The sequence below is a fragment of the Eggerthella sp. genome (genome assembly GCF_048329335.1).
Taxonomy (GTDB): domain Bacteria; phylum Actinomycetota; class Coriobacteriia; order Coriobacteriales; family Eggerthellaceae; genus Eggerthella; species Eggerthella lenta.
In genome coordinates, this window is record NZ_DBFEGU010000158.1 from 1 (window position 1) to 14,486 (window position 14,486).

Here is a 14,486-nt window from a genome sequence, read left to right on the forward strand (position 1 = left end):
GTGCACAGCAGCGTAACGCCCAGAGCGATCCAGCCTATGATGATGGAAGCGTTCACGTATCCGAAGGAGCCGGCCGTCAAGTTGCCGGTGAGGCCATGGTACACATCCACGAACACGGGCAGAATGACGATGACGGTGAACAGCAAGATCGCCGACATGACGCACAGCAGCGCAGCCGGGTAGGCGATCGCGTTCTTTATCTTGGCGTACAGGCGATCTTCCTCGTCGTAGTATCTCGCCAAGCTCCACAGCACGTTCTCTAAGCGGCCCGCGTGCTCGCCTGCGCCCGCCATGTCGACGACGTGGGAGGGGAAGCATCCTGAATCGTCCATAGCGAGCGCCAGGGGCTTGCCGACGATGAGTTCTTTGTATACGTCGTCGCACGCGCGTTTGAACGCGGCGTCTTCCATGTTCTCGCCCAGCAGAAAGACGGCTTCGTCCATCTGGATGCCGGCGGAGTGCATGACGGCGACGCTTTCGCAGAAGGCGGAAACAGCGCTGCTCTCAAGCATCTTCGTGGCCATGTCCTACGCGCTCCTTTTGTCTCGTGCTGCTACGTGTATCGTCATAATCAGTACGTGTAGAGGTCGGTGTACGCGATTCCGTCTCCCACGTAGCTCGACCCGCTTCCGGCCGCGAACGTCGTATCGATACGCGTCCACGTGTTCTGCTTGATATCGATATGGGCATCGACCCATGTGCCGTCAATATACACCATGTTCCAAGCGTGGTATATATTATCGGGCGATACGTACCCGGTGATTATCTTGCAGGGGATCCCTTGGCTGCGCAGCATGGCGGCCGCCAAGGATGCGTAGTCGAAGCAGATTCCCGAGCCGTCGGCGATGCACGAATCGGGATTGGGAAGGTAGCCCGTCGCATCGGCAAGCCGAGCGGCTTTGTCCTCGTCGTATGCGATATTTTCAACGATCCAGTCGTAGATCCCGCGCACCACGTCGCCCTCGTTCTGGGCGTCGGCGGACAGGTTGTTCGCCAATTGCGTGCTCTTGCTGGACGCGTCGTAGTCGCAGTAGACGCTCGGTCGGATGAACGGTTGGAATTCGTCAGCCAGCGTCACAGGCTGGTCGGCGAGCGAGTACAGCTCCGAATACCGTTGTCCGGTAGTGTTTTCCCAGACGGTGAACGTGTACGCGCCGCTGCCTTGAACGAGAGGGCATGAGATGGGCGTGCCGTCGCTGGGCAGATCGAAATAATACTGCGTTTCCGAACCCTCAAACGAAACTTGGAGCTTCAAGCGGGTTGATGCAGTTGCCGAGACGGCCACGTAGCCTTTCGCCAGGTTTGAAGCGTCGATGCTCACGCCGTTTTCGCCGCCGGCCGCCGCTTGGTCGAACGGGGAGAGCGCAAGCTCCGGCCGCTCGTAGGCCGGGCCGCTCGTCTGGCTCTGGCCGCCTGAGGGGTTCGAGGTTTTGCCGACCGCGTCGTTTTCGCTACATCCTCCCAGCGCGACGAGCGTCGTCGCCAGAACCGCCGCGCACGCGCTGCGGACGATCGCACGCAGCGTGCGGGCGCGCCGATGTTGCGGCGTGCAAGCTCCGTCGCGTCGTTTCCGTCCAGCGGCTGTGATGCCGAGCAGGTGCATGCGCCCTCTCTACGATTCATTGTCTCGGAGGGCATTATACCCCTCCTTGCGCACATACCGGATACTGTTGATTTTGGCACGAAAAAGCGATTCCCGCTACGTTAGATGCAGATGCTCGTTTCTTAAACGGCCAGATAAAATGCGGATTTGGTTAACGCGTTGTCCAATTGGTGTTTTAATGAGGCCACTACTAGAGCATTTGGGGTCGCAACGTGATAGAATATAGATTGGGTTATAGACTATGCCCTTGTTCTGTATTGCAGAACGTGGTATGTCAGGTCTGTCACCTACCATAAGATAGACGAGTTTTCAGCATATTCGACAACGTATGAGCTCATCGACAAGCGCAGTGCGTCTACGTGCTTGGATCGGAACTGCGAAGCGGTTCGCGACGAACAGCCGATCCTTCCGTAGCTGGCGAAAGTCTGGGTGATAGGTATGTTGGAGAAAATGCTAGATCTTAAAAACACGTTCGAAGGCAAGTTCCTTGCCGTCCTCATGTCTGTGGTGTTGGTCATGTCGATGACGAACATCCTGGCGTTCGCAGGCAACGAAGGTCAGAAGGACGGTTCGAAAACCGAGTCCGCTCCCACCGATCAGGTGGTCGGCGAGTCCGACAAGGAAGCGGTCGACGAGGCCGTGCAGCATGGCGAGAGCGCTGCGGCCAAGGATGCCGATGCGTCCAAGACGACGCCTTCCCAGCCTCTTGTTTCGACGACGGTCGACGAAGCCGTGGTAACGTTCGAAACTCAGAACGCGTTCGTGTCCGTGAAGGATCAGCTGCTCTCCGGCACGATGCTGACCACCGAACTGCACAAAGAGCTGAGGTTTACAGCAAGCGCCGACACCGGCTTCGAGCTGGGAGCCATCACCGCGAAGAACGCCGCGAACGCCGACGTGCCCGTCACCACCCAGGACGGCGTGTCTAGCATCGCGGCCGAGTATGTCGACAGCACCTTGGTCGTGTCCGTTGTCGCCGCTGCGGTTGTCTCCGATGAGCCCGAAGTTGAAACCACGCCTATCACTAGCGATACCAAGATCGAGCCGGGCGAGGCGGACGAAAAGGGCGAACCCGAAGAGCCGAAATCGGAAGAGCCCGAGACCGATGAGCCTGAAGCCCCCGTTGCCGACGAAGACGTCGTCGAGGTCGAAGCCGACGTGAGCAACCCGGCGTTCGAGGGCTATGCCCAAGCCGGCAACGTGCTGGTGAAGGTAACCGCCGCCGAAGGCGTGCTGCCCGAAGGTGCGACCGTGCAGGCGACGCGGATCGAGCGTCAGGACGTTGTGGACGCCGTGGCCGAGAGAGTGGAGAGCCAGGGCAAGGTGCTCGAGGATGCGATCGCCATTGATGTGACGCTGCTCGACAAAGACGGCAACGAGATCCAGCCCAATGGCGCTCTGAACGTCTGCTTCTTCGACGCGAACGTCGAGGGCGAAGAGGTGGGCGTGTACCGCGTGTCCGACGATGCGTCTCAAGTCGAGACCATCGGCGCCCGCCAAGCCGACCCCGCCGTCCAAAGCTTCGACGTGGATCACTTTACTATTTATGTGGCCACGGGAAGCAATTATGCCAGTACAGGCATCAAGTTGGATTCTTCTTCAATAGAGGTAGGGGAAACGATTAAGGCTCTTGGAGAGCGGAAGTGGAACTCGAAAGGATACTCTTGGACTAGCTCTGACGCATCGGTGGCGAAAGTCGCTTTCTCAAAGGAGAATCGCGCAGACATCGTCGGTGTGAGTCCGGGTGTTGCCACGATTACCTATAGCTACAAGGTGGGCAATCGAACGTATACCGACACCGCCAAAGTGCACGTCGTTCCGTCGGTCGTCAAGCACACGGTATCGTGGTACGTCAATGGCGATGTTTCCAAAAGCACGAAGGTGCGAGACGGGGAGGTGCCCAGCTATGGAGGGACTCCTAATCGTGCAGGCGATTGGCAGTACAAGCAGTTTGTTGGTTGGGCCACAGCTCCCAACTCGAAAAATTATTTGACTGAGGGCGAGCTGCCTGCCGTAACCGAAGATGTGTCGTACTACGCTGTATTCACTTCTCAAGCCTATTTCTATTTCGTTCTTGAGGGGCGTTCGAACACCAGCACGGTTGCCAAGGACTATATGTATGCCGGTGAAGGAACCATGATCGTTCCCGATGGGTTTAATAGTGGCGACCGCTGGTATGACGGGTCAAATTTCAGCATTGCTGATTATATCGTCTCCACTCCTTCCGACGAGGCCATCCGAAATGGTATCAGGGCAGCTTACGCAGATTACTCTCCTGATTGGACGTATACCATAGACTGGACTACGCTGAGCGTTGCGGGTTCGTCGGTCGATTACCGGTATAACACCTTTGATTATGGCAAGTCGATGCATACCGACGGTGCGTTGAGCATCAATAAGGATACGACCATCGGCGTGACATACCTCACGCAAAAACCTGATGGAAGTGTGGTCACCAACTCCACCTCTCATGACAAAAATGTTGCGTTCGGGCTCAATAGCACAGTTAATACGGATGCCCCCTCTTTTGAGACCGATGGGTATACGTACAATTCTCGTGTCAACCATAATGGAGCCAGCTATGTCTTCGACGGCTGGTATCTCGATCAAAGCTATACCACTAAAGCTCCTGACAGCGTTTCCCCGTCATCGTCAGCCTCGTTCTATGCGCGTTATATCGCCAACACGAAGACATTGACGTACCAAGCCAACGGTGGCGCTTTTTCGGATGGTACTATCCAGGACAAAACGGCCGTTCAGCAAGTAGGCGCCCGTGTCTCCTTCATTTCGAATCCCTCGCGAGATGGGTATGTCTTTACGGGATGGAAAGATAAAGATACAGGAGACGTTTATTCTGCTGGTGTTTCCGGCATGATTATGCCGGATCGCGACGTTACGCTTGTCGCGCAATGGCAGGGCGTCATCCCCATCAAGCTTCTCGGCGATGAAACGAAGAAAACCTACAGTGGAACGAAACAGAGCTATACTGGGTTTACTGTTTCCGGACTTGACATGGGTAGCTATACGGTTTCTGGCGTACAAGCGCTTGCACAGGGCACCGACGTGGGGACGTATAAGGGCACCATAGACTATTCTGGGATGCGCATTTTTGAGAAATCGTCTGGCTCCGACGTTACAAATCAATTCGAAGTGGTTGAAGCTAGCGAGCCTACTTTGATTGTAGAAAAAGCCCCGATTTCGATTGTTACGCCCGATGATTCTAAGCTCTACGATGGCGCTCCGCTGATTGCTACAAAAGGCGCTGAGCTTTCGGGCTTGGTCAATGATGAGACCGCCACCCTTATTGTTATCGGAAGTCGTACCGATGTCGGAACTTCCGATAATGCATATCAAATCGATTGGAGTGGCTCGGCTAAAGAGTCGAATTACTTCATTGATGAGGAGACTATCGGCACGCTCGAGATCGCCAAGCGCCCCGTCACCGTGACCGCCAAGGGCGGCGAGAAGCAGTACGACGGCAAGCCGCTGACCGCCGCCGACACCGGCTACGACATCGGCGGCGAGGGCCTGGTCGAGGGCCACGAGGCCGACGTGGCGCTCTCCGGCAGCCAGACCGCCCCGGGCGCCTCGCCCGCCACGGTCGAGTCCGTGGCCGTCAAGGACGGCGACGTCGACGTGGCCAACAACTACGACGTCGCCACCGCCGACGGCAGCCTCAAGGTGACCAACCGCGACGCCAAGTACGAGGTGACCCTCAAGGCCAACTCCTCGACCGGCAACGTCTACGACGGCACCGAGAAGTCCGCCAAGGGCGTCGTGACCGACCGCTTCGTCATCGACGACGTCGAGTACGCGGTCTCCGGCTACGAGACCCAGGACCCCGCCGAGACCGCCGCGGGCACCTACACCAACAACGTGACCGGCGACTTCAAGGTCGAAGACCCCGCCGGCAACAACGTGACCAGCGAGTTCGCGGTCCACACCGAGGACGGCGCGCTCGAGATCCTGCCGCGCGAAGTTACGCTCGCGTCTGGAAGCGCCACCAAGATTTACGACGGAACGGCACTGGAACTTCCCGATGTGACAGTGGGCGGAGACGGTTTCGTCGGTACTGAGGCGAGCGTTCGGGCAACAGGTTCTATCACCGATATCGGTGGTCCGATCGATAACACCATTGTTGTCGAACCTGGCGAAGGGTTTATTGCCGCTAACTACAACGTTGTCTATACGGTTGGCAAGCTGACCGTTACTTCCGCCTCCATCGATCCGGATGATCCGAGCTATACGGGCATCCAGATCAACAATCCGTACGACGTGCAGTACAACGGACAAGAACAGAGGTGGATCCCTTCGGTGTTCGATAGGAACAACCATAAGCTTGTTACGGGTACCGATTACACGGTTTCCTACAGCCAGGACGTCAGGAACGTTGGCGTTGTGACCGTTACCATCACGGGCATCGGCAACTACATGGGTACGGTGGAGCGTGCGTATAACATCACCCCTGCACCTGCCGTTATCAGGGTGAACGATTCTTCGAAGGCTTACGGCGAGGCCGATCCGGGCTTTACGGGAGCGGTCGAGGGCCTGTTTGGCGATGATTTGCTGGGCGACATAGCTTACAGTCGTACGAACATCGATGAAGAGGTTGGCAATTACAGCGATGTGCTGACTGCGACGGTCGGCAACCTGAACGGCAACTACACCTACACCGTCGAGCCGGGCAACTTCTCTATCGTGCCTGCCGGTGGAAACGTCGTTACCATTGACGCGACAGGTTTGACCAAGACCTACGACGGGCAGCCTGTCTCGGTTGTCGCCGAGGCCAGCGTCGACGGCTCCGCGTTGCTATACTCTGTCGACGGTTCCACGTGGTCGGATGCCAATCCCGAGTTCACAAATGCCGGTACATATACGGTGTATGTAAAGGCGACGCATGATGGTTATGAGGAAAGCGCGCCCGTAAGTGCCACTGTTGTCATCAACCCTGCTCCCGTGACCATCGCTGTTGCCGATGCTTCCAAGGTTGCCGGCGCTGACGATCCTGCCTTCAGCGGCACGGTCGAAGGCCTTGTGGCCGAGGGGGATCTGGGCGATATCAACTACGTGCGTCCTGGTGGCGAGGAAGCCGCAGGCGTGTATGTTGGCGCCCTGACGGCGCTCTACACGCAGAACGGGAACTACAGGGTCGCCGTGCTCAACGGCACCTTCACCATCACAGCTGCTCCCGTGACGCCGCCGACCCCGCCGACACCTCCGACCTCGCCGACTCCGACGCCGCTGCCCACGCCGGGCACCGTTCCGCCGGACAGCCCGATAGCGCCCGTCGTCACGCCGATCGTCGATGCGCTGCAGGGTGCGGCCGAGGCGGTCATCGGCGACAACGAGACGCCGCTGGCTGAGCCTCGCGAAACCGAGATCGGCGACAACGATACGCCGCTTGCGAGCCATGACCATGCGTCCTGCTGGGTGCATTGGTACATCATCCTCGGCATCATCGTGACGGCCTTGTACGGAGCTTGCGTGGCGCTGCGTCGCGGGTTGTTCTCGCGCAAGCTGAAGAAGTACGAAGACGGATTGACCGGGGGCGGCGACCCCGCTCCCGGCGCTCCCTCGATCGGCGACGACGCTTCGGCGCCGATAGCGCCGAAGGGCGCTCCTGCGGGTGCGACGTTGGCTGCCGGATTGGGCGAATAGGGGTTTCATCATGAAGAAAAGCAACGTGATAGTATTCGTCCTGCTGGCCTTGGCCTCGGCGTTCTTCCTGTGGCTCTGGTACTTCCTGGGGCTCAACCGGGTGGACGAGCCGCTCGATCTGGTTTTGTCCATCGTGTGGTGGCTGGTCATCGTGGTGGCCATCGCCGTCATCGTGAAGATGGAGCGCACGCGTCGTCAGCGGGTTCGCACCGTGTACGTGGGCGACTGTGCCACGTACAACAGCGAGCAGGGCTTGGCGACTATCGAAGGCTCTCAGCCGATGTCCGAGGTGATCGCGGGCATCTTGCAGAGCTTGAAGTACGATTTCTCGCGTGCGGATTTTCCCGATAAGGATCGCTTCGTCGTGAAGTATTTCGTACGCACGAAGCAGTTCGAGGCCGAGGAGAAGCAGGGTTCCGATGCGGTCGTAGACTCTGAGCAGGCGTCTGCCGGAGCGGCGAAGCCGCAGATCCAGCAGAAAACGTGGACGGGAGAGGTGTTCATCGTGGAGACGAAGGAAGAGCGTCCCTTCGGCTCGCCCGAAGAATTGGCCCGCATCCTGGCCTCGCTCGAGCAAGCAGCGTAAAGAAGCGGCCCCGGTGACGGGGTCGCTTTCGTCGTTGCAGCTTGTGCTCCACGCCGCTTCTGCGCTGTGCTCTGCGGATGCAGCGATTCGGGACGCGCTCTGGTGCGCTAGCTCTGCCGCGCTTCCACGAACGTTTTGATCACAGAGACCGCTCCCAGCGCGTCCAAGTTGCCGGAGTTGATGCACAAGTCGTAGTTTCGCGCCTGCCCCCAGTTCTCGTCGGTGAAGTAGCGATAGTAGCTGGCGCGGTTCTTGTCCACGCGTGCGATGCGGCTGCGTGCGTCGCTCTCGGACAGGTTGTTGCGCCGCATGACGCGCGCGACGCGCGCTTCCATGGGCGCGCTGACGAACAGGCTGACCAGACCCGGGTGGCCTTCCAATACGTAGTCGGCGCAGCGCCCGACGATGACGCACGGCCCCTCGTTGGCGATGGACCTGAGGATGTCCACCTCGGTTTTGTATATACGCGAGGCCACCGGGTGCTCGATGTCGGTGCCGCAGAAGAAGCTGTTGGGGTTCAGCAGCAGCGGCCGCATGGGCTTTTCGTCGAAGTCTTCCACCACGTCGCCGCTGAGGCCGCTCTCCTCCGCGATGCGCTTGAGCAGGAGCTTATCGTAGTACGCGATGCCCAGCTCGCTGGCAAGGCGCTCGCCGATCTCGCGGCCGCCGCTTCCATACTCCCTGCTGATGGCGAAAACGAGATGCTGGTCCATGCTGGCCCCTTCCGTGTTCCTGCGAACTCGACGCGATTTCGTTGAGGATATTGTACCTGAAAAAGGCCGCGCCCGGAGAGAGGGCGCGGCCAGGGAGGGAAGGACCCGAGCGCGATGCGCAAGGTCGCAGGGGTTGGTACGCTATGCCGAGAACGCTGCGGCGTTCTTACCGGCGATTCGTCCGAACGTGTAGATGTCGGACATCGAGCAGGAGCCCAGGCGGTTCGTGCCCATCTTGTGGCCGGCCACCTCGCCGGCGGCGTACAGGCCGGGAATGGGGGCGTCGGCGTCGTCGAGGACCTGCGCGTCGGTGTTGATATGCAGACCGCCCATGGTGTAGTGCACGGCCGGCTTGTAGGCCATCAGGTAGTAGGGGCCGTCTTCGATGGCGTTGAAGTCGCCGCGGAAGTTGAAGTCGGGGTCGTTGCCGTCTTTGCAGTACTGGTTCCACTTCTCCACGGTCTTCGCCAGTTCGGCGGCGTCCACGCCGAAGGGCTCGCACACGGCTTCAAGCGTGTCGCCCTTTACGATGACCTTGCGCGCCTCAAGGTTCTCGTACTCGTCCTCGTGCGTGACCAGCAAACCGGTCTCGTCGGCGTTCGCCTGGTTGAACAGCATGTACGCCTTGCCGTCGGTCTGCTCGACGATGGCGTTGGACAGCACGTCGCGACGGTCCAGCTCCTCGACGAAGCGGTCGCCTTCCTTGTTCACCATGATGGCACGGCTTTCGAGGCGCACGTCTCCCACGTACAAGAGCGAACCGGTTTCGGGGTCGCACACGGGGTACGTCTGGATGTACTGCATGTCGATGAGGTTCGCGCCCGCAGCCTCGCCCATGGTGATGCCGTCGCCCGTGGCTCCCACCGAGTCGGTGGACAGGATGGAGTCGTCCATGGCCGGGTTGTACTTCACGCGCATGTCGATGTTCGAGCCGAAGCCGCCGCTTGCCAGCACTACGGCCTTGCACGCGATGGTGGACTCCTTGCCGGTCACCGTGTTCTTCACCTTCACGCCGGTGATGGCGTCGCCGCTTTTCACCAATTCGACGGCGGGGGAGTTCTTTGCCAGCGTCAACGTGTCGATCTCTCCGGCGCGCTTCGTCAGCTTCGTGGTCATCTCGCTGCCGCTGTGCGTGATGGGGATGATGGAGCGCTTCGTGTTGTGGCCGCCGAACTGCATGAGGTCGTGCTTCCACGAGATGCCGCCTTCGAAGGTGAGCCACTGCGAGCTGTCCAGCGCGCCTTCGGCGATGATCTGCACGAGGGCAGGATCGCCTGCGTTGTCGCCGCCTTCCAGCATGTCCTTCGCCAGCGCGTCGGGGCTGTCGGCGATGCCTTCCTGCACCTGGATCCAGTTGCCCGGCGCGGCCATCTCGCCGCCTGACAGCGCGGTGTCGCCGCCGAACACGCCCATCTTCTCCAGCAGCACGACGCTCTTGCCTGCGTTCGCCGCCGTGATGGCCGCCGCGAAGCCGGCACCGCCGCCGCCCACCACTACGACATCGGCCGATGCGGGAAGCTCGGTCTGCGCGGGCGTGACCTTGTCGCGCTTCCTCCAATCGCTCGACTTCTGGCCGGCCTGGTCGAGCGCGTCGCTTACGGCGCCGATGAATGCCATGCTGGAAAGCGTGGCTCCCGACACGGTGTCCACGTTCAGCGTCTGGTTGTCCACGATGAGCTGCGTCAGCTCCTCCATGGCCACGTCGCCCATGCCCGGCGTCTCGCGCGAGTTGAGGACGGTGATGCGATCCAAGTTGCCGTCGGTGACCATGACCTCCACGTCGAACTGCCCGTGCTTGCCCATGCCCGATCCGATGCCGGCGGAGCTGCCCGATCCTGCGCCGTTCGAGCCTTTTGCATTCGACGAGCCGCTGGGCGCGCATCCCGCCAATGCGAGCGTGCCGCCCAAAGCGGCCACGGCGCCGCCGGTGATGAACTGCCTACGAGAAAAACGTTCCATGATGCTTCCTCCCTTACGTTGCCGACGTCGCGCACCGGCGTCGGGTATCCCAGGCGCTTACTCCCTGATCAAGCGCTGTTCCCAGACTATCGTTCTGCGGTCGAGCGACAATTGTCCGTCGGGGTTAAATGCATAACCCGCGGTATAACCCTCTTGCAAGCTGGACTTTCTTGGGTATTATGGGAGGGCGATTGAGGGGAGAAGCGTGACCGAGAAGGCGCAACAAGGGTTCGTCGATCGATGGAAAGCCGTGCTGCTTCGGGTGGCGGCTATTCCCTTCGTGTTTTTCGGCGTGGGGTTCTACCGCGCTTGGCTTGCAACGTTCTTTCGCTACGATGCGTTTCCAACCATATCGGTGTTCGATTACTTTTTGTTCGAAGGGGCGATCGGTATCGTCTCCTTGGCGTTGGCCTTCGCGGCGCGCCGTGTGACGCCGCTATGGGCGAACCGCAAAGCGGTGCTGGCCACGGGCGCGTGCATGGTGGGCGGATCGGCCCTCATCGTGTTGGCATGCTTCGCGGTGCCGTCCCCGGCGTTGAAGGTTGCGGGGCTGCTTGCGGCGGGCGGTGGCCTGGGGTCGCTCATCCTCATGTGGGCCGAGTTCTATGGCTCGCTCAACCCCATGCGGGTGGCGCTGTACCACGCCATGGCCATCTTCGTGGGCGAAGTGGTGAAGTGGCTGTTCATGGGCATGTCGGTGCCGTATCTCGCGTTCTTCTCCATCGTGTTGCCCATCGTGTGCCTGGCGTGCGTGCGTTCGAGCATGACGCGTCTGCCGGAGCGTGATCTGCCTCCTGCCATGAAAGAAGGCGACCCGAAGACCATCCCGTGGAAGCCTATCCTGCTGATGGCGGTATGCACGTTCGCGGGCGGCTTCGGGGCCCTGCCGACGCAGCTGCTGGTGCCGGGCAACGTGCTGGGCGCGATGTTCGTCACGGCGCTCGTGTTCTTCGGCGTGCTGTCTGCATCGCGCTGGTTCAACTTCGACACCATCTACCAGCTGGCTTTTCCGCTGTTCATCGTCGGATTCCTGTTCGTTATGCCCACCTTCGGGTCGAACGCGCAAATCATGGCGCTGTGCTACGATGCGGGCTACACCATGCTGTCCATGTACATCATGATCGTCATGAGCAACATCACGTACCGGTTCGGCGTGAACGCGGTGTGGATCAACGGCATCGAGCGCGGCATCCGCTACGTGGTCGAGCTGGTAGGGTGGCTCGCGTTCGCCGGTGCGTCGGCGCATTTGGGAGAAGAAGCCACGTCTATCCTGTACGGCGGCGTGGCGGTTGCCGTGGTGCTGACGTTCGTCGTGATCTTCTTCACCGAGCGCGGGCTGTCGGCGAAATGGGGCGTGGTGCTGAAGGACGACCCGATGGGCAGCGCATCGGCTGAGGGGCGGATGGCCATTCGCGTGTCCGACCTTTCGCGCGCGTACAATCTCAGCCCGCGGGAGGAAGAGGTGCTGCAGCTTATCGCCCAGGGTGACACGGTGGCCGAGATCGAAGAGGTTCTGTACGTGTCGCAGGGCACGGTGAAGGCGCACATCAACCATATTTACCGCAAGTTCAACATCCACAGCAAAAGCGAGCTGTTCGAACTGCTCAACGATGTGGAGAAGCCTGTGCGCAAGGGTCGCCGGTCTTCTTCGTCCGCTTGGGAGGACGAAGAACGGCAAGCAGGATAGGGGCGGAACCGGTTGCGCATGCAAGAACGGCTCCTCGGCGAGGGTTTGCCGAGGAGCCGTTCTCTGCTGTTGCGCGCTTGACGCGCGGAGTAGGTTAGTTGGCCGCGCCCAGGCGGTCGTCCAGCGGGTCGATGGGCGGGATGTCCCAGTTGTCGCCGGGCAGGTGCGGCGCCATCTCGTCTTCGTTGCCGGCAGCGGCCAGGCGGGCGAAGTAGTCCTTCGTCTCCTTCACCACCACGCCGGACAGCGCGATGAGGGCGATCATGTTCGGCAGCGCCATCAGGCCGTTGAAGATGTCGGCGATGGTCCACACGGCGGCCACGGTCATGTAGGGGCCGATGAACACGGCGGCGATGTACAGCCAGCGGTACGTCTTCACGGCTTTCATCGAGCCGTTGCTGAAGTACTCAAGGCAGCGCTCGCCGTAGTAGTCCCAGCCCAGGATAGTGGTGAAGCCGAACAGCACCAGACATGCCATCAGCACGAATGATACCACTTCGCCGGGGATGAAGGGTAGTCCTGCCTGGAACGCGGCGGTGGTGACGGCCGCGCCTTCGAGTCCGGGGATCTGGTACGCGCCCGTCATGACCAGCGCCAGGCCGGTCATCGAGCACACCACGATGGTGTCAAGGAACGTGCCGGTCATGGACACGAGACCCTGGCGCACCGGCTCCTTCGTCTGAGCGGCGGCAGCGGCGATGGGCGCGGAGCCCAGGCCGGCCTCGTTCGAGAAGATGCCGCGCGCGATGCCCTTCTGCATGGCGATGATGATGGCGCCCAGCATGCCGCCCGCAGCCGCCTGCAGGCCGAACGCGCTTTCGAAGATGGTGACGAACGCGCCGGGGATCTTGTCGAGGTTCGTGACGATGAGCAGCACCGAGAGACCCACGTACAGAACCACCATCGCGGGGATCACGCGCTCGGACACCTTCGCGATGCGCTTCAAGCCGCCGATGACCACAAGGCCCACCAGCACGGCCAGCACGATGGAGCCGATGACGGTGAAGATGGAGTAGTCCATGCCAAGGATGCTCACCGTGGCGTTCTTCTCGGGGTCGAAGAACCCGGTGATGGCGCTGGAGATAGAGTTGACCTGCGTGAACGTTCCGATGCCGAACAGGCCCACGCACATGCCGAAGAACGCGAACAGCTTCGCCAGCCAGCGCCACTTCATGCCCATGCCGCGCTCGATGTAGTAGAACGGGCCGCCCAGCACGTGGCCGGTCTTCTTGTCGACGCTGCGGTACTTCACGGCAAGCAGGCCTTCGGAGAATTTCGTCGCCATGCCGAACAGCGCTGCCAGCCACATCCAGAACATCGCGCCGGGGCCGCCGGCGACGATGGCCGTGGCCACGCCGACGATGTTGCCGGTGCCGATGGTGGCTGACAGGGCCGTGCACAGCGCGCCGAAGCTGGTGACTTCGCCTTCGCCGCCGGTTTCGTTCTTGATCATATAGCGCAGCGCGCGCGGCAGCTGCCGGAACTGCACGCCCCGCAGGCGCACGGTGAGCAAAATGCCGCCGAACAAGATCAGCACCATAAGCGGCACGCCCCAGATGAAGTCGTCTATAGCGACGAGCCCATCGTTGATCATACTAAAAAAGCCTTCCACCACGATCCTCCTTCAACCAACTTCGTTCGGGCAACTTCTGCGAAACCCGTGTACGACGTGGCTGTTCTGGAGGATGCGAAGGAAAGCATAGGATCATGCTCGCGCGACAAGCTAGGTAGCTTTGCTCTGTCCTTTTGCCTGAGAGTTTCAGCGGCATCGCGCTTGCGGCGATGCGCCTTGCCCCTTCGGCACCCGATCCGACGATCGGGATTCTCCAGAGGCCCCTTCCGCGCCCTGTCTCGCAAGATCCAGGACGTATCAACGGGGTGACGCTATGAAATTGTGCAGCTGATTGTAACAAGGAATGCATCCGTTGGTAACCCGTTATTTGACTTTTTCGTGCTAAAGGGATTGTTGCGGGACGGTGTCGATGCCGCTACGAGCGGAACACCGTTCGCATGCCTCAGCTGCGGACGGCGACGGTCTCCTTACTGTTGCTGCTATTGCAACATTTTCACACGAGGAGGTCTTCTATGGCTCCCCAGCCAACTGTTCCTACCTGTTCGGTTTCGCGCGCGGGTCGCTTGCGCGCGTTCTTCGTTCTGATAGGGCTGGTCGCCCTCTGTCTTCTGGCGTTCCGCTCGCCGGCGCTCGCCGAGGAGGCGCAGACTGACCCGGCTGCCGACGCGCCTACGCCGCGTGCGGCGATGGACGTGACCGACAAGGTG

At 60.5% G+C, this 14,486-nt stretch carries 9 protein-coding genes and 1 riboswitch; of the genes, 4 read left to right on the forward strand and 5 right to left on the reverse strand.

Features of this window, described 5'->3' with window-relative positions; all coding sequences use genetic code 11:
- Positions 1 to 524 (reverse strand): type II secretion system F family protein (locus ACMO6A_RS05165; RefSeq protein ID WP_418470863.1); only part of this gene is annotated, 524 nt, incomplete at its 3' end.
- A gap of 47 nt (positions 525 to 571) precedes the next feature.
- Positions 572 to 1,603: a transglutaminase domain-containing protein gene (locus tag ACMO6A_RS05170; RefSeq protein WP_086414115.1), complete on the reverse strand. Its 1,032-nt coding sequence runs from the start codon at positions 1,601 to 1,603 to the stop codon at positions 572 to 574.
- A gap of 438 nt (positions 1,604 to 2,041) precedes the next feature.
- On the opposite strand from ACMO6A_RS05170, the gene ACMO6A_RS05175 reads away from it, so the two are divergent.
- Both ACMO6A_RS05175 and ACMO6A_RS05180 read left to right on the forward strand, forming a co-directional pair.
- The gene (locus ACMO6A_RS05175) at positions 2,042 to 7,261 is read left to right on the forward strand and encodes an MBG domain-containing protein (protein WP_418470864.1); all 5,220 of its coding nucleotides are present in this window, start codon (positions 2,042 to 2,044) and stop codon (positions 7,259 to 7,261) included.
- 10 nt (positions 7,262 to 7,271) lie between these two features.
- Positions 7,272 to 7,847, forward strand: coding sequence for a hypothetical protein (locus ACMO6A_RS05180; RefSeq protein ID WP_035584402.1), 576 nt, complete (start codon positions 7,272 to 7,274; stop codon positions 7,845 to 7,847).
- A gap of 107 nt (positions 7,848 to 7,954) precedes the next feature.
- Here ACMO6A_RS05180 and ACMO6A_RS05185 read toward each other — a convergent pair whose 3' ends face one another.
- Both ACMO6A_RS05185 and ACMO6A_RS05190 read right to left on the reverse strand, forming a co-directional pair.
- A complete protein-coding gene (locus ACMO6A_RS05185; protein WP_009305687.1) occupies positions 7,955 to 8,560 on the reverse strand; it encodes an AAA family ATPase in 606 nt (201 codons plus the stop codon).
- Between the two features lie 141 nt (positions 8,561 to 8,701).
- A complete protein-coding gene (locus ACMO6A_RS05190; protein WP_015759814.1) occupies positions 8,702 to 10,519 on the reverse strand; it encodes a flavocytochrome c in 1,818 nt (605 codons plus the stop codon).
- A 205-nt stretch (positions 10,520 to 10,724) separates the two neighbouring features.
- On the opposite strand from ACMO6A_RS05190, the gene ACMO6A_RS05195 reads away from it, so the two are divergent.
- Entirely contained in the window at positions 10,725 to 12,206 is a 1,482-nt protein-coding gene (locus ACMO6A_RS05195; protein WP_009609025.1) for a helix-turn-helix transcriptional regulator, read from the forward strand.
- A 94-nt stretch (positions 12,207 to 12,300) separates the two neighbouring features.
- Here ACMO6A_RS05195 and ACMO6A_RS05200 read toward each other — a convergent pair whose 3' ends face one another.
- On the reverse strand, positions 12,301 to 13,800 hold the full coding sequence (locus tag ACMO6A_RS05200; RefSeq protein WP_156996547.1) for an alanine/glycine:cation symporter family protein: 1,500 nt from the start codon (positions 13,798 to 13,800) through the stop codon (positions 12,301 to 12,303).
- Between the two features lie 134 nt (positions 13,801 to 13,934).
- A riboswitch (glycine riboswitch) is annotated at positions 13,935 to 14,046 on the reverse strand.
- Between the two features lie 245 nt (positions 14,047 to 14,291).
- On the opposite strand from ACMO6A_RS05200, the gene ACMO6A_RS05205 reads away from it, so the two are divergent.
- On the forward strand, positions 14,292 to 14,486 hold a 195-nt coding region (locus tag ACMO6A_RS05205), incomplete at its 3' end, for a hypothetical protein (protein WP_418470865.1).